Raw genomic sequence first — 19,269 nt, forward strand, 5'->3', positions numbered from 1 at the left:
ACCGATGTTCCTGCCCTTCTTCCAGACGCTCCGGAAGGAAGGCATCCCCGTTTCCCTGCGCGAATACCTCGCCTTCCTCGAAGGCATGGCGGCGGGCCTCGTCACCTATGATGTCGACGGCTTCTACCACCTCGCCCGCGTCGCGATGGTCAAGGATGAACGCCACCTCGACCGCTTCGACCGTGCCTTCGCCGCCGCCTTCAACGGGCTGGAAAGCATCACGGCGGATCAGGTTCTGGACGCCATCGACCTGCCCCGCGACTGGCTGGAAAAACTGGCCGAAAAGCACCTGACGCCCGAGGAACGTGCCCAGATCGAGGCCTTGGGCGGGTTCGACAAGCTGATGGAAACCCTTCGCAAACGGCTGGAGGAACAGAAGGCCCGCCATCAGGGCGGCTCGAAATGGATAGGCACCGCCGGAACCTCCCCCTTCGGCGCCTATGGCTACAATCCCGAAGGCCTGCGCATCGGGCAGGAGGGCAGCCGCCACCAACGCGCGGTCAAGGTCTGGGACCGCCGCGATTTCCGCAATCTCGACGACCGCGTCGAACTCGGCACCCGCAACATCAAGGTGGCGCTGCGCCGCCTGCGCCGCTGGGCGCGCGACGGGGCGGAACAGGAACTCGACCTCGACGCCACGATCCGCGCCACCGCCGATCACGGCTGGCTCGACGTGCAGACCCGCCCCGAACGCCGAAATGCCGTGAAAGTGATCCTTTTCCTTGACGTCGGCGGATCGATGGACCCCTACATCCGCGTCATGGAGGAACTCTTCTCAGCCGCCCGTTCCGAGTTCAAGCATTTCGCCCCCTTCTACTTCCATAACTGCCTCTACGAAGGCGTCTGGCGCGACAACCGCCGCCGCTGGGACGACCAGACCCCGACGATGGACCTCATGAACACCTACGGCCCCGACTGGCACTGCATCTTCGTGGGCGACGCCTCCATGTCGCCCTACGAGATCACCCATCCTGGCGGGGCCAACGAACATTGGAACCGCGAGTCGGGCGCTACATGGCTGGAACGCGCCTGCACCCGCTGGCCCCGCCATCTCTGGATCAACCCGGTGCCCGAGGCGCATTGGCAGCATACCCAGTCGATCCGCCTGATCCGCGACATCTTCGCGGGCCGCATGGTGCCCATGACGCTGGACGGCATCGCCCGCGGCCTGAAGGACATCCGATGATCCGCCGCATCTGGCAGCGCAACCCGATCCTGTCGCTCGCCTTCCTCGGCGCGCTCACGGCCTGCCTCTTCTTCGCATGGCGGACGGTGGACATGGCCCTGATCCTCTCGAACCGCGCGGAAAAGCCGGTCGCGGGCTGGATGACCCCCCGCTTCATCGCCCGCAGCTACGGTCTGGACCGCGACGATCTCGCCCGCGTCCTTGCCACACAGGACCGCGACGATGCGCGCCAGCCGCTCTATTCGCTGGCACAGGAACACGGCGTTCCCGTCACGGACCTCATTACCGCCGTGCAGGCCCTCGTCGATGCGCAAGAGGGCGTGGAATGACCGAAACGCTCCTTGCCCTCGTCCCGGAATGGGGCGCGCTGCTGATCGCGCTCACGAACTTCCTCGCCTGCCTCGCCCTGCCCATCCCCGCCTCGCTCGTGATGCTGGCGGCCGGGGCCTTCGCCGCCGCAGGTGACCTCAGCGCGCTCCCGCTCTGGATCGGGGCGCTGGCCGGGGCCTGCCTTGGCGACCAGTCGGGCTACTGGCTGGGCCGCAACCTCGGCCCGCGCCTCATCGACCGCCTCTCGCGCCGCCGCCACACCGCCGCGCTGGTTGAACGCGCGGTGACATGGCTCGAAAGCCGCCGCCTGCCCGCCATCTTCCTCTCCCGCTGGGCCGTCTCGGCCCTCTGCCCCTATGTCAATTTCTCTGCCGGGGCCGCCCGCATCAACTGGGCGGGCTTCACCCTGCCCGCCATGGCTGGCACCTGCATCTGGGTCTCCATCTACATCGGGTTGGGCTATACCTTCTCCTCCGACATCCGCGAACTCGGCGCCGTGCTGGGAAACCTTGCCGCGGCCATCGCCTCGGGCGTGGTCACCCTGATCCTCGGCAGCATCCTCTGGCGCAACGCGCAAGAGCGTGATTGACCCCCCCTTCCCATCCGGCGCGGCCTGCCCATATCCTTGCCCATGGCCGCGCTGATCATCCCCACCCTCATCGCCATCGGCTACGCGCTGATGATGTACCGCTTCTCCGTCTGGCGGACGCACAAGATGCTGGATCAGCAGTCGCGCCCGCTGACCGATCCTTCCGTCACCCGCCTTGCCGACCGCATGGCCACGGCGCTCGACATCCCCGCCATCCCCGTCCATGTCTTCGAGGTGGAGCCGGTCAACGGCCTCGCCTCTCCCGACGGGCGCATCTTCCTCACGCGCGGCTTCCTCAACCGCAAGGTCCGGGGCGAGGTCACGCCCGAGGAACTCGCCGCCGTCATCGCGCATGAGATGGGCCATGTGGCGCTGGGTCACACCCGCCGCCGGATGATCGACTTCACCGGTCAGAACGCCGTTTTCGTGGTGCTCTCCGCCGTGCTGAACCGCTTCCTGCCCTTCATCGGCTTCTGGATCGCGAACCTCATTTCTGCAGCCCTCGCCGCCCGCCTCTCGCAGCGCGACGAATACGAGGCCGACGCCTATGCCACCGCCCTCCTCCTGAAATCCGGGATCGGCACGGAACCGCAGAAATCGCTTTTCCGCAAACTGGATGCGATGACCAAGGCCAACCGCGGCCAGATGCCCGCATGGCTCCTCTCGCATCCCTCGAGCGCCGACCGCATCGCCCAGATCGAGGCGAACGAACGCCGCTGGCTTCAGCCCGCCCTGCCGTCCTGAGTGACCGCCTTCGCCAGCCTTGGCAGACTGGCCCGCTTCAGCAGCGCCTTCAACGAGACAGGCCCCCCCGCCATCTCCTCGGCCCGCGCATGGACACGCGCGATCACCGCGCCCGCCTTATCGGGATCACCCGACCACAATTCCCACAGGAACCCGTCCGGGTCCCGCCGCTGCACCCCTTCCCCCGCCAGAACATGGCGCGGGAAATCGGCGGCGTTGAAGGTGACGATGGCATCCGCCCCGCACGCCACCGCCACGGCCAACACATGCGTATCGTTCGGATCGGGCAGCACCAGCCGCGCCTCCACCCCCGGCGCCGCCGCTACCATCGCGCGCGGAAACACCTCGCGCATCAGCACGGCCACGCCACGTGCCTGGGCTTCGGCCGCAGGCCCCAGCTTCACCGTCGCCCGCGCCCATTCCTCAAGGATGCGCTCCGACCATTTCGGCTCGTAAAGCCCCGCCTCCGCCATGCCCAACAGCAGATCCCGCAACACGGGCGGGTACAGCACGCAGGCATCCAGAACCGCCCGCATCAATCCAGTCGGAAGAACAGCGACTTGAGGTATCCGCTTTCCGCCAGTTGCGGCAGCATCGGATGGTCCGCCCCGGCGAATCCAGTATGCAAAAGCTGCCCTCGCCGCCCGCCCCGCCCGATGCCCCGCGCGGATGCATTGCGAAAGGCCGACAGGTCCGCCGCATGGGAACAGGAACACAACACCAGATACCCCCCCGGCGCGACCAGAGGCGCGGCCAGCCGCGCGATCCGTTCATAGGCCCGCAGCCCCGCCTCCAGCGCAGGCTTCGCCGGCGCAAAGGCGGGCGGGTCGCAGATCACCAGATCGAACCGCTCCCCATCCGCCGCCAAGGCCTCCAGCACGGCAAAGGCATCCCCCTGCCGCGTGACGAAGCGATCCGCCACGCCCGAAGCCTTGGCCCCCGCCTCCGCCAGCGCCAGTGCAGGGGCCGATGCATCCACCGCAACCGCCGACGAAGCCCCGCCCGCCAGCGCAGCCAAGGCAAAGCCGCCCACATGGCTGAACACATCCAGCACCCGCGCCCCCTTCGCCAGACGCGCGGCAAAGGCATGGTTCGGCCGCTGATCATAGAAGAGGCCGGTCTTCTGCCCCCCCGTCACATCCGCCATATAGACCGCACCATTCATCGGCACCGGCACCGGCCCCTCGACCGCGCCGCAAAGGACGACCGTCTCCTCCGCCAGCCCCTCAAGACCGCGCGACCGCCCGGTCCCGTTCTTGACCACCGTCGAAACCCCGGTCACCGCCCGCAGCGCCGCAACCAAAGGCTCCAGCAAAACCTCGGCCCATGCCGCATTCGGCTGCACCACCGCCACATCACCGAACCGGTCGATCACAACCCCCGGCAACCCATCCGCCTCGGCATGCACCAGACGGTAGAAGGGCGCATCATGCAGACGCTCGCGCAACTCCAGCGCGCGGGTCAGGCGCGCCGCAAACCACGCCTCATCCACCACCGCCGCCGGATCGCGGTCCAGCATCCGCGCCACGATCTTCGACTTCACATTGACAGTCACCAGACCCAGCGCCCGCCGCTCGCCATCCTCCAGAACGGCCAGCGCGCCGGGCGGGATGTTCCCCGTCCGCCGGTCCATCACCAGCTCATCGGCATAGACCCAGGGGAAGCCATGCCGGATCGCCCGCGCCTCCGCCTTCGGCTTCAGCCGCACCACGGGAAGGCCGCGCGCAGCGGCCGCTTCATCGGGAAATGAGGAAGGGGAGGACATCATGCCCTCCCCTTACCCTGTCCTGTCCGATGAATAAAGTCTCAGCGCGTCAGCACGACCGCCGTGCCCGGCGTCTGCGCCGCCCGCGCCACCAACGACGGGTCAGTGACCGTTCCCGAAAGCTCGGTGCGGAAGGCCTGCACCAGACGCTCGGTCACCACGACCTTCTGCGTCCGCCCGGCCTGTTCCTCGGCAATCGCCGCCTGACCGCCCGCTGCACGCACATCGGCGCGCACCACGCGCGGCCCGTCCAGCACGGCCCCTGTCGCCGCATCCAGAACGGTCAGTTCAAAGACCATGTCATGCGTGCCACCAATGGTGTAACGGGTCTTCTCCGTCACGCCATGGAACCGCTGCAACTTGACGGAAACCACCGCCCGCGTCGGCCCGGCCATCCCGGCGGTCGCCTGCTGCGCGGCATCCTCGAAGATCGCCTTGATCTGGGCATGGCGATCCCCCATGGCGTCACCGCGCCACACGATATCGGCCATCGGGTAATAGACATTCGCCTCCGACACGCGCAATTCGCGCGGCACGTCGATGCGGACATCCGCCACGGTGTAAAGCGGCGCCACCACGCGCGGCCCCTCGGTCGGGATCGACCCCGTCCCCCGCGATGCCAGCGTCAGTGCGTCGGTCGAAACACCCCGGCTCGCCGGCTCCGAGGAAACACAGGCCGAAAGCGCCAGAGCAAGGCCCAGCATCGCGATGCTTTTCATACTCTTCATTCCCATTCCTCCGGGCATGCACCCATCCAGATGCACGGAGTAATGGGAATCGAATGTGGCCGAATTTGGTTAACGGAAAGACATTTCAAGTTTTTAGCGCCATTATCGAAACAATGACGCTTCACTGGCATCGAACTTGCAACAATCCCGCCCCGCCAAGGCAAAGACCAGCCAGGAACAGGCCAGACCCCCGCCACCAAAGGCTGGTTGTTAGCGCTAACGGAATCTGCTAGAACCACGCCAGCCGCCGCCGAAGGAGTCGCCCATGTCGCTCAATCCCGCCATCACCCGCGTCACGGACCGCATCCGCGCCCGCTCCGAAAACAGCCGGGGCGCCTATCTGGAGCGCCTCGCCAAGGCGGCGAAGGACGGCCCTGCACGTGGCCATCTCGCCTGCGGAAACCAAGCCCATGCCTATGCCGCGATGGGCGCGGACAAGGACGCACTCGCCGCAGGCCGTGCCCCGAACATCGGGATCGTGACCGCCTATAACGACATGCTCTCGGCGCATCAGCCCTTCGAGGATTACCCCAAGATCATCCGCACCGCCGCCCGCAAGGCCGGGGCGACCGCTCAGGTCGCGGGCGGGGTTCCCGCCATGTGCGACGGCGTCACACAGGGCCAGCCCGGCATGGAACTCTCGCTCTTCTCCCGCGACGTGATCGCGCTGGCCGCGGGCGTGGCCATGTCGCACAACACCTTCGACTCCGCCCTCTATCTCGGCGTCTGCGACAAGATCGTTCCGGGCCTCATCATCGCCGCCTCCACCTTCGGCCATGTGCCCACGATCTTCGTCCCCGCAGGCCCCATGACCTCGGGCCTGCCCAATGACGAAAAGGCCAAGGTCCGCAACGCCTATGCGGCAGGCGAGATCGGCCGCGACAAGCTGATGGAGGCGGAAATGGCCTCCTATCACGGCCCCGGCACCTGCACCTTCTACGGCACCGCGAACACCAACCAGATGCTGATGGAGTTCATGGGCCTCCACCTCCCCGGCGCAAGCTTCGTCAACCCCGGCACCCCCCTGCGCGAGGCGCTGACGACGGCGGCGGTGGAACGCGCCGCCCAGATCACCGCGCTCGGCAACGATTACCGCCCCGTGGGCGAAATCCTCGACGAACGCGCCTATGTGAACGGCCTTGTCGGACTCATGGCCACCGGCGGCTCCACCAACCTCGTCCTGCACCTGCCCGCAATGGCCCGCGCCTCGGGCGTGATCCTCGACCTGCAGGATTTCGCCGACATCTCCGAAGTCGTGCCGCTGATGGCCAAGGTCTACCCCAACGGCCTTGCCGACGTGAACCATTTCCACGCCGCGGGTGGCCTCTCCTACATGATCGGCCAACTCCTCGACGCAGGCCTCCTCCATGCCGACGCAAAGACGGTGGCTGGCGACGGCCTCTCCCTCTACCGGCAGGAACCCAAGCTCAAGGACGGCAAACTTCACTGGGAAGACGGCGCGAACGAAACGCTCAACGACAAGATCCTCCGCCCCGCCACCGACCCGTTCCAACCCTCGGGCGGCCTGAAACAGCTCACCGGCAACCTCGGTCGCGGCGTGATCAAGGTCTCCGCCGTCGCCCCCGAGCGCCACGTGATCGAAGCCCCGTGCCGCATCTTCCACGACCAGGAGGCGGTCAAGGCCGCCTTCAAGCGTGGCGAATTCACCTCCGACACCGTGGTCGTCGTCCGCTTCCAAGGCCCGCAGTCGAACGGCATGCCCGAACTCCACTCCCTCACCCCCACCCTGACCGTGCTGCAGGACCGCGGGTTGAAAGTCGCCCTCGTCACCGACGGCCGCATGTCGGGCGCGTCGGGCAAGGTGCCCGCCGCCATCCACGTCTCGCCCGAGGCCGCATCGGGCGGCCCGCTCGCCAAGCTCCGCGACGGCGACATCATCCGGCTGGATGCCACCGCAGGCACCCTCACCGTCCTCGCCCCCGATTTCGACAGCCGCACCCCGGTCACGGCGGACCTCTCCGCCAACGAATTCGGCATCGGGCGCGAACTCTTCGCCGCCTTCCGCCGCCATGTCGGCCCCGCCGAAACGGGGGGTGCGGTCGTTGTCTGACGCAGCCCTTCCCCCTTCATCCGTTCTCCAAATATCCTGCGGGGGTCCGGGGGTGCAAAACCCCCGGCGCTCGCCACAAGCGAACCGCCGAAAGGAAAGTCCATGACCCCCGCCCAGCAATCCGCCGCCGCGCTGAAAGTCTGCCAACTCGCCCCCGTCGTCCCCGTCCTCGTCATCGACGACCTCGCCCATGCCGCCCCCCTGGCCCGCGCCCTCGTCGCAGGCGGCCTCCCCGCGCTGGAGGTCACCCTCCGCACCCCCGCAGCCCTCGACGCCATCCGCGCCATGGCCGATGTCGAAGGCGGCACCGTCGGCGCTGGCACCCTCCTCACCCCTGCCGACGTCAAGGCGGCGAAAAAGGCCGGCGCCACCTTCGGCGTCTCCCCCGGCGCGACCGACAGCCTGATCAAGGCCTGCGAGGATGAGGGCCTCCCCCTCCTCCCCGGCGCGGTGACGGCGACCGAGATCATGACCCTCCTCGAACGCGGCTACACGGTGCAGAAATTCTTCCCCGCCGAACAATCCGGCGGCGCGGCCTTCCTGAAATCCATCGGCTCCCCCATCCCGCAGGTGAAATTCTGCCCCACCGGCGGCATCAGCCTGAAGAACGCCCCCGATTATCTGTCGCTGAAGAACATCCTCTGCGTCGGCGGTTCATGGGTCGCGCCGAAAGAGGCGATGGCCGCAGGCGACTGGGCCACCATCACCAAGCTTGCAGCCGAGGCCAGCGCCCTGCGCTGACCGCTTGCCCGACTCCCCTTGCGGGTTCATTCTCAGAATGAGCCGCAAGGGGAGCGCGCAGATGACGGGACCCAGCCTCCAGACCTGCCTCTGGTTCGACGGCCAAGCGCAGGAAGCCGCCGAGACCTACGTCGCCCTCCTGCCCGGATCGCGCATCCTGCAAAGCTTCCCCCGCCGCGGGGCCGAAGGGACTTTCCTGCTGCACCTGTCCCTCATGGGCCAGCGCTACACCTTCCTCAACGGCGGCCCGCAGTACCGCCTCACCCCCGCCGCCTCGATCGAGGTGCATCTGGACACACAGGCCGAGGTGGACCTTCTGTGGAACGCCCTCCTGCAAGGCGGTCAGGCCCAGCGCTGCGGCTGGTTGACCGACCGTTTCGGCGTGTCATGGCAGATCGTCCCGCGCAGCCTGATCCGGCTTATGCTCACGACCGATGACGCCACAGCCACGCGGGTGACGCAGGCGATGATGGGCATGGTAAAGCTTGACATCGCAGCGCTGGAAGCCGCCGCCCGCGGCTAAGCGATTTCTGACACAGAAATCGACCCGAAATCTGACTCAGATTTCGGCACCCGACGCCGCGCCCCAGAAAATTCTGCGTCAGAATTTTCCGCGATTTCTGCGCCAGAAATCGCCTCAGACGCCACCCACCCGCGCCGCCCGCCCCCCGCGCCGCTTGGGCGCATCCGGCGTCATCAACCCGTCCTCCATCACCTTCGACATCGGATGATCCGGCGCGCCCAGCGCATATTCCGCCATCAGCACCCGGATCGCATCCTTCATCGGCGCATCCACCGGCAGGCTCAGCGCCCAATCGACAAAGATCGACCGGCACTCGCCAAGGGTGATCCCCTCGATGCGATAGCTTTCCCGCACCAGCCCCTTCGGATCGGCCTCTTTCAGAAGCAAAGCCCGTCTCCCCATCTCATGCCCCCTGCCCGACATGGGCCGCAATCACCGCCTCGGCAAGTCCCGTCACCACCTCCAGCCGCTGCGACAGCGCCTCCGCCACCGTCTCGCCCGTCTCGCGCAAGAGGAAGGCGCAGGCCCCCTCGCCAAGGCTTCCCGGCTCCACCACACCATCGGTGATCAGCCGCGTCCCCGCCTGCAACCGCCACAAGAGCCTGTAGGCATCCAGCAGGACCTGCGCGTCCGAATCCGACAGGATACCGCCCTTTCGCCCCGCCTCGATCTGCCGCTCCACCCCGCGCGCAGGCGATCCGGTCAAAAGCGCGGCCAGTTGCGCCATCAATTCGATATCCATCAACCGGCCCGGCCCGTTCTTCGCCTCCCACTGCCCCCGCGCCGGTTTCGCCGCTTGCAACCGCGCCCGCATCTCGGCCACATCGCGGCGCACCGTCGGCCCCTGCCCCTTCTCGGGCAAGAGCCGCCGCCGGAACGCCTCCACCGCCGCCATCACCTCCGCCGCCCCCGCCAAAGGCCGCGCACGGGTCAAGGCCAGATGCTCCCAGGTCCACGCTTCCCCCTCCTGATAGCTGGTGAAGCTCTGGATGGACGTCGCCACCGGCCCCTGCCGCCCGCTGGGCCGCAGCCGCATATCCACCTCATACAGCCGCCCTTCCGGCATCTGCGCCGTCAGCGCCGTGACGAAGGCCTGCGTCAGTCGCGCATAATAGACCCGCGTCGCCAAAGGCCGCGCCCCCTCCGACGCCTCCACCCCCTCGGCATCGTAGATCACGATCAGGTCCAGATCCGACCCCGCATTCAACCGCGCCGCCCCCAGCGACCCCATGCCCAGCACCACTGCCCCCTTCCCCGGCAGCGGCCCATGCTTGCGCGCGAATTCCCCGCAGACCACCGGCCACAGCGCGGCAATCACCGCCTCGGCCAGATCGGCATATTGCTTCGCCGCCTCGAAGGCATCGACCAGCCCGCGCAGATGGTGCACCCCCACCCGGAACCGCCATTCCTTCATCACCCGCCGCGCCGCACCCAGCTTTTTCTCGTAATCCCCCTCGCCTTCCATTGCCCGCGCCACCGCCTCGACCAGCGGCCCGACTCCCGGCCATGGCGCGAAGAAGGACCCGCCGATCACCCCGTCCAGCACCCCCGCATTCCGCGACAGATACCGCGCGAGCCAAGGCGACGTCCCCGCAATGTCGATAATCAGATCGATCAGCGCCGGATTGGCCTCGAAAAGCGAGAAGAGCTGCACCCCGGCAGGCAAGCCCGCCAAAAACCCGTCCAGCGCCACCAGCGCCTCATCAGGATTCGCCGCCCGCATCAACCGCTTCAGCAGAACAGGCCGCAGCCGCCGGAAAATCGCCTGCGCCCGCTCGCTCCGCAACGCGGGGTAATGCGACCACCCCTCCACGATCCCCCGCGCGTGGTCCGAAAGCTCCGGCCCCTCCTCCGCCGCGCCGGGGGCAAAGAACCCCTCGGTCAGCTTGTCCGTCCGCGCCAGACGGTCCAGCAGCCCGGCCCGGAACGCCCCCTCCTCCTCTCCGCAGAAGCAGGCGATCCGGGCCACTCCCTCCGCCGTCACCGGCATGTCATGGGTCTGCGCGTCGCCCACCATCTGCAAGCGATGCTCCACCTCGCGATGCGCGCGGTAGAGCGACGTCAACTCCTCCGCCACATCCCCCGGTATCCACCCCTTCGCCGCCAGCGCCGCCAACCCGCCCACCGTGGTCCGGTCCCGCAGGTCCGCGTCCCGCCCCCCCGCGATCAACTGCCGCGTCTGGGTGAAGAACTCGATCTCCCGAATCCCGCCCTGCCCCAGCTTCATGTTGTGCCCCTCCACCGTCAGGGGCCGGTTCAACTGCCGATGCTCGCGGATGCGCAGCCGCATGTCATGGGCGTCCTGTATCGCCGCGAAGTCCAGATGCTTGCGCCAGACAAAGGGCACCAGCGTGCGCAGGAACCGCTCCCCCGCCGCCAGATCGCCGCCACAGGGCCGCGCCTTGATATAGGCCGCCCGCTCCCATGTCCGGCCCACGCTCTCATAGTAACTCTCCGCCGCCGCCATGCTCAGGCAAACCGGCGTCACCGCCGCGTCAGGCCGCAACCGCAGGTCGGTGCGGAACACATAGCCCCCCGCCGTCAGGTCCGACAGCAGCGCCGCCATCTTCCGCGTCACCCGGATGAAGGCTGCCCGCGCCTCCCCCGCCTGATCGCCATAGCGCGTCTCGTCGAACAGGCAGACAAGGTCGATGTCGGAGGAGTAGTTCAACTCCCCCGCCCCCGTCTTCCCCATGGCCAGCGCCACCATTCCCGCCCCCGTCGCCTCATCCCCGGCAACGGCCCCCGGCAGCTTGCCCCGCCGGATCTCCTCTCCCACGAACCAGCGGATCCCCAGATCGACCGACAGGTCCGCCAACCGCGTCAACGCCCCCGTCACCTCCTCCAGCCGCCAAACGCCCCCCAGATCGCACAAAGCCGTCAACAGCGCCGCCCGCCGCTTCGCCGTCCTCAGCGCCTCGCCCAGCGCCTCCGCCCCCTCGACGCCAACGGGCGCTGCCAACACCGCCGCCATCGCCACCTCCGGCGCCCCAGCCAAGGCCCCGCGCAGCCATTCCCCCTCGCGCCCCATCAACCCCTTCAGATAGGGGGAACATCCCGCCGTCTCCGCCAGCAGACCCGCCACCTCCGGCGCAAGATCTCCGAAGGCGCGCACGACATCCGCCGCCGCCTCCTTGTCAAAGGCGATGGGCGAACGGGTCAGGCGGGCGGAAAAGGGAGCATGTGTCATGCATCGCAGCCTTGCACCGCCCGCCCCGCAGGGTCAACGCATCCCCGTTGCACCCCGTCACCGGGGCGCGCTAGACCAAGGCGGAAACCGCAGGAAAACCAGCATGTCGAAAAGCCTCGCCCGCGTCACCGCCGCCCTCCGGTCCGCAGGGCTCGACATAACCCCCGTCGAAACCCAAGGCGAAACCCGCACCGCCCAACAGGCCGCCGATGCGGCGGGCGTCCATCTCGACCAGATCGTGAAATCCATCCTCTTTGCGGGCGAAACCTCCGGCCGTCTCTTCCTCTTCCTCACCGCAGGCGGCAATCAGGTTGCCCCCGACCGCGCCACCGCCCTTGCCGCCGAACCGCTCGGCCGCGCCGATATCGCCACCGTCCGCACCGTGACGGGCTTCGCCATAGGCGGCGTCGCCCCCGTGGGCCACCTCACCCCTTCCCCCACCTTCCTCGACCCGCGCCTCCTCGACTTCCCCGTCGTCTGGGCCGCTGCAGGCACCCCGCGCCACATCTTCCCCATCGCCCCCGAAGACCTCCTGCGCATCACCGGCGCCACCAAGACCACCTTCACCCTCTGACCCAGCCCCGCCCCTTCGTCTCGGCCCAAATACCCTCAGGGGGTGAATTGGCCACAAGGCCAAGAGGGGGCGGAACGCCCCCAAACCCGCTGCCCCTGCGCCGCAAGGCGCGGGGGCAGCTGAAAGGCCTGCGCGGGCCCTTCCCCGCGCTCCATCGGATCACCGCCAGACCCCCGCGCGAACTGCATGTGAATTATTTTAACATACCCCCTTGATCCAGCCCCCCACACCCCTCATCTTCCCAAATGTGAAACATCTTCACATAGCAACCGAAACACGGGAGATACCGCCGATGAACACCTTCCCCGCCGCCGCCGCGCGACCCGCAGGCGGCCTCCTCTCCTGGCCCCGGCGCGCCGAAGCCTGGCTCGACGGGCATGGGCGCAAGGCCTGGATCACCGCCATGGTGCTGGGCTTCATCTTCTTCTGGCCCGTGGGCCTCGCCCTCGTCGCCTACATGACCATCACCAACCGCTGGAGCAAAACCATGTTTGGACAGTCCTGCCGCAAGTCCCGCAACGTCCAGTGGGGCGCCCACCGCGTCTACGCCTCCTCGGGCAACACCGCCTTCGACGCCTACAAGGCCGAAACCCTGCGTCGTCTCGAAGAGGAACAGGCCGCCTTCGAAGGCTTCCTGAACCGCCTGCGCGAGGCGAAGGACAAGCAGGAATTCGACGCCTTCATGGACGACCGCGCCCGCACCGCGCGCGAGGCAGGCTCTTCCGACACCCCTCCGGCACAGGCCTGACCGCACCCCCTTGACCCGGTGGCCCGCAAGGGCCACCTCCCCCTCACGCATACCCCATGGCCCCCGCGATGATGACCGACCTCATGACCGATGCCCAACCCGACCCCGACCGCCATGCTGCCTTCTACAGCGGTGTCCCGGCCAAACGGGCGCTGGCGTGGATCATCGACACGATCCTCGTCACCCTCATCGTCACGCTGGTCGCCCTGCTGACCGCGCTCACAGCCCTGTTCATCCTGCCCTTGGTCTGGCTGACGGTGGGCTTCCTCTACCGCTGGGTCACGATCTCGGGCCGTTCGGCCACGCTCGGCATGCGGCTGATGTCGATCGAATTCCTCGACCGCTATGGCCAACGCTTCGATGCCGCCACCGCCTTCCTGCACACGCTGGGCTATTCGCTCTCGATGGCCTTCGTCCTGCCGCAGGTGATTTCCGTCGGCCTGATGCTCGTCTCCCGCCGCGGGCAGGGCCTCACCGACATGGTCCTCGGCTCGGTCGCCATCAACAGCCGCGCCTGACGCCGCACAGGGCCGCCCCGCGCTTTTGCGCAGAATCCGCGCAAAGCGCCGCTTTCCCGCCGCTTTCCCGACTTGGCGACGGGCATCACCCTTGCTAGGGTTGTGCCCGTTCCCACCTTGAAAGCCCGATGCGCCACACCCTTCCCATAGCGCCCCAGTTCTACGTGACGGCCCCGCAACCTTGCCCCTATCTCGACGGGCGCATGGAACGGAAGCTGTTCACCGCGCTGCAGGGGGAACATGCGCAGAAACTGAACGACACCCTGTCGAAACAGGGCTTCCGCCGCAGCCAGAACGTCCTCTACCGTCCCTCCTGCGCGGAATGTTCGGCCTGCCTCTCGGCCCGCATCCGGGTTGCCGATTTCAAACCCCGCCGCACCCACCGCCGCATCCTCAAGCGCGCGGCCGAGTTGCGCCGCAATGCCACCAGCCCATGGGCGACCGAGGATCAATTCTCCCTCTTCCGCCGCTATCTCGACCATCGCCACGCCGATGGCGGGATGGCCGACATGGACATCTTCGAATTCGCCGCGATGATCGAGGAAACGCCGATCAAATCCCGCGTCATCGAATACAGCCGCCCCGCAGGACCGGGCGAAAAGGGTCGCCCCCTTGCCGCCGTCTGCCTGACCGATGTGTTCGACGACGGCCTGTCGATGGTCTACAGCTTCTACGACCCCGACCTCGCCGATCTCTCGCTCGGCACCTATGTCATCCTCGACCACATCGACATCGCGCGCGAGGCGGGCCTGCCTTACGTCTATCTCGGCTACTGGGTCCCCGGTTCGCGCAAGATGGGCTACAAGGCCACCTTCCCCGCGCTGGAAATCTACAAGGGCGGCCGCTGGCAGGATATCGGCAACCCGGCCGATCACCGCGCCGAATTGCACCCGCTCTCGGTCGATCCGATTGCCGAACAGGTTGCCCGCATCTCCCTGCCCGATACCCGCGTCCCGCGCGACGCCTGATCATCCTGCCGCTTGGGCCAGCCGTGGCCTCCCGGCAACGCCCGCAGGCCGAAAACACCCCCGCCGCGCCGGTTTTCGCAATTCCCCCCCTTGTCATCGCGAAACCGCACCCGACCTAGGGGAGGCGCGCAAGGGGCCCGTCATCGACGGGCCGACAGCAGGGAAAAAGCATGACCTATCTTCTTTTCGTCGTTGGCCTCGTGGCCTTGTTCTTCGGGGGCGAATATCTGGTGCGCGGGGCCAGCGCCGTGGCGCGCCATTTCCGCCTCTCGCCGATGGTGATCGGCCTCACGATCGTGGGTTTCGGCACTTCCGCCCCCGAATTGCTTGTATCGGTTCAGGCCGCGCTCGCGGGCCAACCGGCCATCGCCATCGGCAACGTTCTAGGCTCGAACATCGCCAATATCCTGCTAATTCTGGGCACCTCGGCAACCATCGCGGCACTTCTGATCCCCGCCCGCCAGCTCTGGCGCGATCTTGCCTTCATGCTGGTCGCAACCGGGGCCATATGGGTGATGCTTCTCGACGGCACTGTGACGCGCATCGAAGGTGGCATCCTTTTCACTGGCCTCGTCGTATTCCTTGCCACCGCCTTCCTGACCGGCAAGGTCGAAGAAGAGGAGGTCACCCTCGGCGACATCCCACAGTGGAAGGCATGGGCCATGACATTCGGTGGGCTGGTGGTGCTCGTCATCGGCGCGCGGCTTCTGGTGGACAGCGCGACCGAGATCGCCCGCGCCTTCAACGTGTCCGAGGCCGTGATCGGCCTGACCGTCGTCGCCATCGGCACGTCGCTGCCGGAACTCGCCACTTCCGTCATCGCCGCGATCCGCAAGCAGACGGAAATCGCCGTCGGCAACGTCGTCGGCTCCAACATATTCAACATCTTCAGCATTCTGGGCATTACGGCGCTGATCACGCCGATCCCCGCCGATCCGCGCTTTGCCACGATTGACATGCCTTGGGTCGCAGGTACCGCAGTGGGCCTCACCATCCTTGCCTTCGTGCTCGGTGGCCTGCCCCGTATCGCCGGACTGATGCTGCTCGCCGCCTATGGCGGCTATGTCTTCCTGATGGGCTGACGGGGTCGCGCTGGGGGGGCAACCGCCCCCCCCGCACCCCCCTGCGCCCCTCAGATCAACCCTTCCGCCTTCATCGCCGCCTGCACCGCAGGCCGCGCCGCGGTGCGCGCGCGCAGCGCCTCCAGCCTCGGGAAACCCGACAAGTCATGCCCGATCCCCTTTGACCAGTTGGTCACGGTAAAGAGATAGGCATCCGCCGGAGTGAAGTCCTCGCCCAGCAGATAGCTGCGCCCATCCCCCAGCCGCGTCTCGACCAGCGCCAGACGGCTGTTCAGCAGCGCAACCTGCGCCTCCTTCGCCGCGCCCTCCAGCCCCCGGAAGAAGGGCGAATAGGTCTTGTGGACCTCGGTCGACACGAAGTTAAGCGCCTCCTGCAACCGCGCCCGCGCCAGCGTGCCCGCCGCCGGCAGCACGCCGGGGCGCAGGCTGTCCATCACATATTGCATGATGGCCACGCCCTCGGTCAGCACCTCGCCATCCGCCAGAACCAGAACCGGCACCGCCCCGCGCGGGCTGATCGCGGCGAAATCCGCCCCGGTCTCGGTCTTCTTGGCACGGATGTCGGCGCGTTCCACCGTATAATCCGCCCCCGCCTCTTCCAGCACGATATGCGAGGCCAGCGAACAGGCCCCCGGCGCATAGTAAAGCTTCATCCTCAAACCCTCCGTCACAGGGAACACTCCGCCCCCGCCCCGCCTTTACCCCGCCACCCGCCGCCGACCAACCGCCAAAGCGACTCAATCCCGCACGCCTCCCTGTGCAAAGCGGCAGATGTTTCCGAATGTTTCCCCCGCACTCCATCGCGCGCAACGAAGTTTCAAATTTTTGACCATCCGCGACACTTTAGGCCATCTTTTGCGGTTGACGCCCCCCTGCGCCCGCCCTAGTGTCCGCCCCGACGGAAAGAGGAACGGACATGGCCCGCATTCTCGTACTTGTAAGGCTCAGGCGCATGGGGCGGTAACGCTGACCATATGGTTCCCATGCGCCCCCGGATCGAAAACCGGGGGCTTTTTGTTGCGCGAAGCGGGGATTGCCCCCCCCAGACAGGTGAAGGCAGATGACGAAACAGATGACCGGCGCGAAGATGGTGGTTCAGGCCCTCAAGGATCAGGGGGTCGAAGTGGTCTTCGGCTATCCCGGCGGCGCCGTTCTGCCGATCTATGACGAGATCTTCCAGCAGAACGACATCCGCCACATCCTCGTCCGCCACGAACAGGGCGCGGTCCACATGGCCGAAGGCTATGCCCGCTCCACCGGCAAGCCCGGCGTTGTCCTCGTGACCTCCGGCCCCGGCGCGACGAATGCCGTGACGGGCCTCGTCGACGCGCTGATGGATTCCATCCCGCTCGTCGTCCTCACCGGTCAGGTACCCACCTTCATGATCGGCACCGATGGCTTCCAAGAGGCCGATACGGTCGGCATCACCCGCCCCTGCACGAAACACAACTGGCTGGTGAAGGACACGGCGAAACTGTCCGAGACCATCCATCAGGCCTTCCACGTCGCCACCTCCGGCCGCCCCGGCCCCGTGCTGATCGACATCCCCAAGGACGTTCAGTTCGCCACCGCGACCTACACGCCCATGGAAAACGCGCGCACCCAGCACTACCAGCCGCGCAAGACAGGCGATTCCGAACAGATCGCCCGTCTGGTCGAGATGATGGAACAGGCCGAACGCCCCATCCTCTACACCGGCGGCGGCGTCATCAACTCCGGCACCCGCGCCAGCACGCTCATCCGCGAACTGGTGGCGGAAACCAACTTCCCCATCACCTCCACCCTGATGGGCCTCGGCGCCTATCCCGCCTCAGGCAAGAACTGGCTCGGCATGCTCGGCATGCACGGCCTCTATGAGGCCAACCTCGCCATGCATGGCTGCGACCTGATGATCAACATCGGCGCCCGCTTCGACGACCGCATCACCGGCCGCGTCAAGGACTTCTCGCCCCATTCGCGGAAAGTCCATATCGACATCGACCCCTCCTCCATCAACAAGGTGATCCGCGTCGATGTCCCCATCGTCGGCGACGTGACGCTGGTTCTGGAGGAAGTGCTGCGCCAATGGCGCGCCCGCGGGTCCAAGACCAACAAGGGCGGTCTGGACAAATGGTGGAAACAGATCGCCGAATGGCGCGCGGTCGACTGCCTCGCCTTCAAGAACAGCGAAAAGACCATCAAGCCGCAATACGCCCTCCAGCGCCTCGAAGCGCTCACCAAGGGCATGGACCGCTACATCACCACCGAAGTGGGCCAACACCAGATGTGGGCCGCCCAGTTCCTCGGCTTCGAGGATCCGCACCGCTGGATGACCTCCGGCGGTCTGGGGACCATGGGCTACGGCCTGCCCGCCTCCATCGGCGTGCAGATCGCCCATCCCGAGGCGTTGGTGATCAACGTGGCGGGAGAGGCATCGTGGCTCATGAACATGCAGGAAATGGGCACCGCGATGCAATTCCGCGCGCCCGTCAAGCAGTTCATCCTGAACAACGAACGCCTCGGCATGGTGCGCCAGTGGCAGGAACTGCTGCATGGCGAGCGCTACTCGCATTCCTGGTCGGAATCGCTCCCCGATTTCGTAAAACTGGCCGAAGCCTTCGGCTGCAAGGGCATCAAGTGCCAAGACCCCAAGGACCTCGACGACGCGATCATGGAGATGATCCGCTACGACGGCCCGGTGATCTTCGACTGCCTCGTGGAAAAGCACGAAAACTGCTTCCCCATGATCCCGTCGGGCAAGCCGCATAACGAGATGCTGCTGGGCGAGGCCGACACCCAAGGCGTCATCGGCGCCAAAGGGGCGGTTCTGGTCTGACGCGTCGCAAGCGGGGGCCAGCCCCCGCACCCCCGGGATATTTGTGAACAGATGAAGGGAGTGGCGGATGTCCGCGCTCAATATCAAAAAAGGCTCCACCAGCCATTCCGCCTATGATCTGCGCGACCACAACGCGACGGTCATAGAAAGCCACACGCTGGCGATCATCGTCGAGAATGAACCGGGCGTCCTCGCCCGCGTCATCGGCCTCTTCTCCGGGCGCGGCTACAACATCGACAGCCTCACCGTGGCCGAGGTGGACCATACCGGACACCGGTCGCGCATCACCATCGTCACCTCCGGCACCCCCGCCGTCATCGACCAGATCGAGGCGCAGTTGGGCCGTCTGGTGGCCGTCTACGAAGTGCACGACCTCACCGCCGAAGGCCCCGCCGTGCAGCGGGAACTCGCGCTGCTGAAGGTCGCGGGCAAGGGAGAGGCGCGGATCGAGGCGCTGCGTCTGGCCGAGATCTTCCGCGCCAATGTGGTGGACTCGACGCTGGAAAGCTTCGTCTTCGAGATCACGGGAACTCCGGAAAAGATCGACGCCTTCGCAGATCTGATGCGTCCGCTGGGCCTGCGCGAACTGGCGCGCACGGGCGTCGCTGCCCTGTCGCGCGGCGCCTGAAACGAAATCTGACGCAGATTTCGCAACGGTTCCTGACACAGGAACCGCAGGCGCCACAGGCGCCTGATC

20 protein-coding genes are annotated in these 19,269 nt (G+C 66.9%); 14 read left to right on the top strand and 6 right to left on the bottom strand.

Annotated features, from left to right (window positions below; genetic code table 11):
• Positions 1–4 precede the first annotated feature (4 nt).
• From TabM4_RS10835 to TabM4_RS10850, 4 genes are read left to right on the top strand one after another with little or no spacing between them, the layout of a single operon-like run.
• Positions 5–1,186 (top strand): vWA domain-containing protein, encoded by a 1,182-nt coding sequence (locus tag TabM4_RS10835; RefSeq protein WP_434612183.1) that lies wholly within the window; start codon positions 5–7, stop codon positions 1,184–1,186.
• Positions 1,183–1,515, top strand: a complete 333-nt coding sequence (locus TabM4_RS10840) for a hypothetical protein (RefSeq protein WP_434612185.1) — start codon at positions 1,183–1,185, stop codon at positions 1,513–1,515. The genes TabM4_RS10835 and TabM4_RS10840 overlap by 4 nt, the downstream gene beginning before the upstream one ends.
• Positions 1,512–2,105 carry a DedA family protein gene (locus TabM4_RS10845; RefSeq protein ID WP_434612187.1) on the top strand — a complete coding sequence of 198 codons (594 nt, stop codon included), beginning with the start codon at positions 1,512–1,514 and terminating at the stop codon, positions 2,103–2,105. The genes TabM4_RS10840 and TabM4_RS10845 overlap by 4 nt, the downstream gene beginning before the upstream one ends.
• Positions 2,106–2,147: 42 nt before the next feature.
• Positions 2,148–2,849 carry a M48 family metallopeptidase gene (locus tag TabM4_RS10850; RefSeq protein ID WP_434612188.1) on the top strand — a complete coding sequence of 234 codons (702 nt, stop codon included), beginning with the start codon at positions 2,148–2,150 and terminating at the stop codon, positions 2,847–2,849.
• On the opposite strand, the gene TabM4_RS10855 is transcribed toward TabM4_RS10850, so the two are convergent.
• From TabM4_RS10855 to TabM4_RS10865, 3 genes are read right to left on the bottom strand one after another with little or no spacing between them, the layout of a single operon-like run.
• Positions 2,828–3,385: an RSP_2648 family PIN domain-containing protein gene (locus tag TabM4_RS10855; RefSeq protein WP_434612190.1), complete on the bottom strand. Its 558-nt coding sequence runs from the start codon at positions 3,383–3,385 to the stop codon at positions 2,828–2,830. The two genes, TabM4_RS10850 and TabM4_RS10855, sit on opposite strands and share 22 nt — an antisense overlap.
• The gene (locus tag TabM4_RS10860) at positions 3,385–4,617 is read right to left on the bottom strand and encodes an RSP_2647 family RNA methyltransferase (protein WP_434612192.1); all 1,233 of its coding nucleotides are present in this window, start codon (positions 4,615–4,617) and stop codon (positions 3,385–3,387) included. The genes TabM4_RS10855 and TabM4_RS10860 overlap by 1 nt, the downstream gene beginning before the upstream one ends.
• Positions 4,618–4,655: 38 nt before the next feature.
• Entirely contained in the window at positions 4,656–5,342 is a 687-nt protein-coding gene (locus tag TabM4_RS10865; protein WP_434612194.1) for a DUF6778 family protein, read from the bottom strand.
• A gap of 265 nt (positions 5,343–5,607) precedes the next feature.
• Here TabM4_RS10865 and edd point away from each other — a divergent pair, with 265 nt between their 5' ends.
• The 3 genes from edd to TabM4_RS10880 all read left to right on the top strand — a co-directional run bounded on the left by edd (position 5,608) and on the right by TabM4_RS10880 (position 8,677).
• Complete coding sequence (edd, locus tag TabM4_RS10870) at positions 5,608–7,413, top strand: phosphogluconate dehydratase (RefSeq protein WP_434612196.1); 1,806 nt, start codon at positions 5,608–5,610, stop codon at positions 7,411–7,413.
• A gap of 102 nt (positions 7,414–7,515) precedes the next feature.
• On the top strand, positions 7,516–8,154 hold the full coding sequence (locus tag TabM4_RS10875; protein ID WP_434612198.1) for a bifunctional 4-hydroxy-2-oxoglutarate aldolase/2-dehydro-3-deoxy-phosphogluconate aldolase: 639 nt from the start codon (positions 7,516–7,518) through the stop codon (positions 8,152–8,154).
• Positions 8,155–8,215: 61 nt separating this feature from the next.
• Positions 8,216–8,677, top strand: a complete 462-nt coding sequence (locus tag TabM4_RS10880; protein ID WP_434612200.1) for a VOC family protein — start codon at positions 8,216–8,218, stop codon at positions 8,675–8,677.
• A gap of 114 nt (positions 8,678–8,791) precedes the next feature.
• Here the strand turns inward: TabM4_RS10880 and TabM4_RS10885 are convergent, their stop codons facing one another.
• Together TabM4_RS10885 and TabM4_RS10890 are read right to left on the bottom strand one after the other, a co-directional pair.
• The gene (locus tag TabM4_RS10885) at positions 8,792–9,079 is read right to left on the bottom strand and encodes a hypothetical protein (RefSeq protein WP_434612202.1); all 288 of its coding nucleotides are present in this window, start codon (positions 9,077–9,079) and stop codon (positions 8,792–8,794) included.
• Between the two features lies 1 nt (position 9,080).
• On the bottom strand, positions 9,081–11,867 hold the full coding sequence (locus TabM4_RS10890; protein ID WP_434612204.1) for a glutamine-synthetase adenylyltransferase: 2,787 nt from the start codon (positions 11,865–11,867) through the stop codon (positions 9,081–9,083).
• Between the two features lie 103 nt (positions 11,868–11,970).
• Here TabM4_RS10890 and TabM4_RS10895 point away from each other — a divergent pair, with 103 nt between their 5' ends.
• The 5 genes from TabM4_RS10895 (at position 11,971) to TabM4_RS10915 (ending at position 15,757) form a co-directional block, all read left to right on the top strand.
• Positions 11,971–12,441: a YbaK/EbsC family protein gene (locus TabM4_RS10895; RefSeq protein WP_434612206.1), complete on the top strand. Its 471-nt coding sequence runs from the start codon at positions 11,971–11,973 to the stop codon at positions 12,439–12,441.
• 292 nt (positions 12,442–12,733) lie between these two features.
• Complete coding sequence (locus tag TabM4_RS10900) at positions 12,734–13,189, top strand: DUF2852 domain-containing protein (protein WP_434612208.1); 456 nt, start codon at positions 12,734–12,736, stop codon at positions 13,187–13,189.
• A 71-nt stretch (positions 13,190–13,260) separates the two neighbouring features.
• A complete protein-coding gene (locus TabM4_RS10905; RefSeq protein ID WP_434622034.1) occupies positions 13,261–13,707 on the top strand; it encodes an RDD family protein in 447 nt (148 codons plus the stop codon).
• Positions 13,708–13,835: 128 nt separating this feature from the next.
• Positions 13,836–14,675 (top strand): arginyltransferase, encoded by an 840-nt coding sequence (locus tag TabM4_RS10910; protein WP_434612209.1) that lies wholly within the window; start codon positions 13,836–13,838, stop codon positions 14,673–14,675.
• 170 nt (positions 14,676–14,845) lie between these two features.
• Positions 14,846–15,757 (top strand): calcium/sodium antiporter, encoded by a 912-nt coding sequence (locus tag TabM4_RS10915; RefSeq protein ID WP_434612211.1) that lies wholly within the window; start codon positions 14,846–14,848, stop codon positions 15,755–15,757.
• Positions 15,758–15,807: 50 nt separating this feature from the next.
• On the opposite strand, the gene gstA is transcribed toward TabM4_RS10915, so the two are convergent.
• Positions 15,808–16,410, bottom strand: coding sequence for a glutathione transferase GstA (gene gstA / locus TabM4_RS10920; RefSeq protein WP_434612213.1), 603 nt, complete (start codon positions 16,408–16,410; stop codon positions 15,808–15,810).
• A gap of 407 nt (positions 16,411–16,817) precedes the next feature.
• Between gstA and TabM4_RS10925 the strand changes: the two genes are divergently transcribed.
• Together TabM4_RS10925 and ilvN are read left to right on the top strand one after the other, a co-directional pair.
• Entirely contained in the window at positions 16,818–18,572 is a 1,755-nt protein-coding gene (locus TabM4_RS10925) for an acetolactate synthase 3 large subunit (RefSeq protein WP_434612215.1), read from the top strand.
• 67 nt (positions 18,573–18,639) lie between these two features.
• Positions 18,640–19,200 carry an acetolactate synthase small subunit gene (gene ilvN / locus TabM4_RS10930; protein ID WP_434612217.1) on the top strand — a complete coding sequence of 187 codons (561 nt, stop codon included), beginning with the start codon at positions 18,640–18,642 and terminating at the stop codon, positions 19,198–19,200.
• Positions 19,201–19,269: the final 69 nt, after the last annotated feature.

It is taken from the genome of Tabrizicola sp. M-4 (assembly GCF_051132405.1).
Classification (GTDB): Bacteria; Pseudomonadota; Alphaproteobacteria; order Rhodobacterales; family Rhodobacteraceae; genus Paragemmobacter.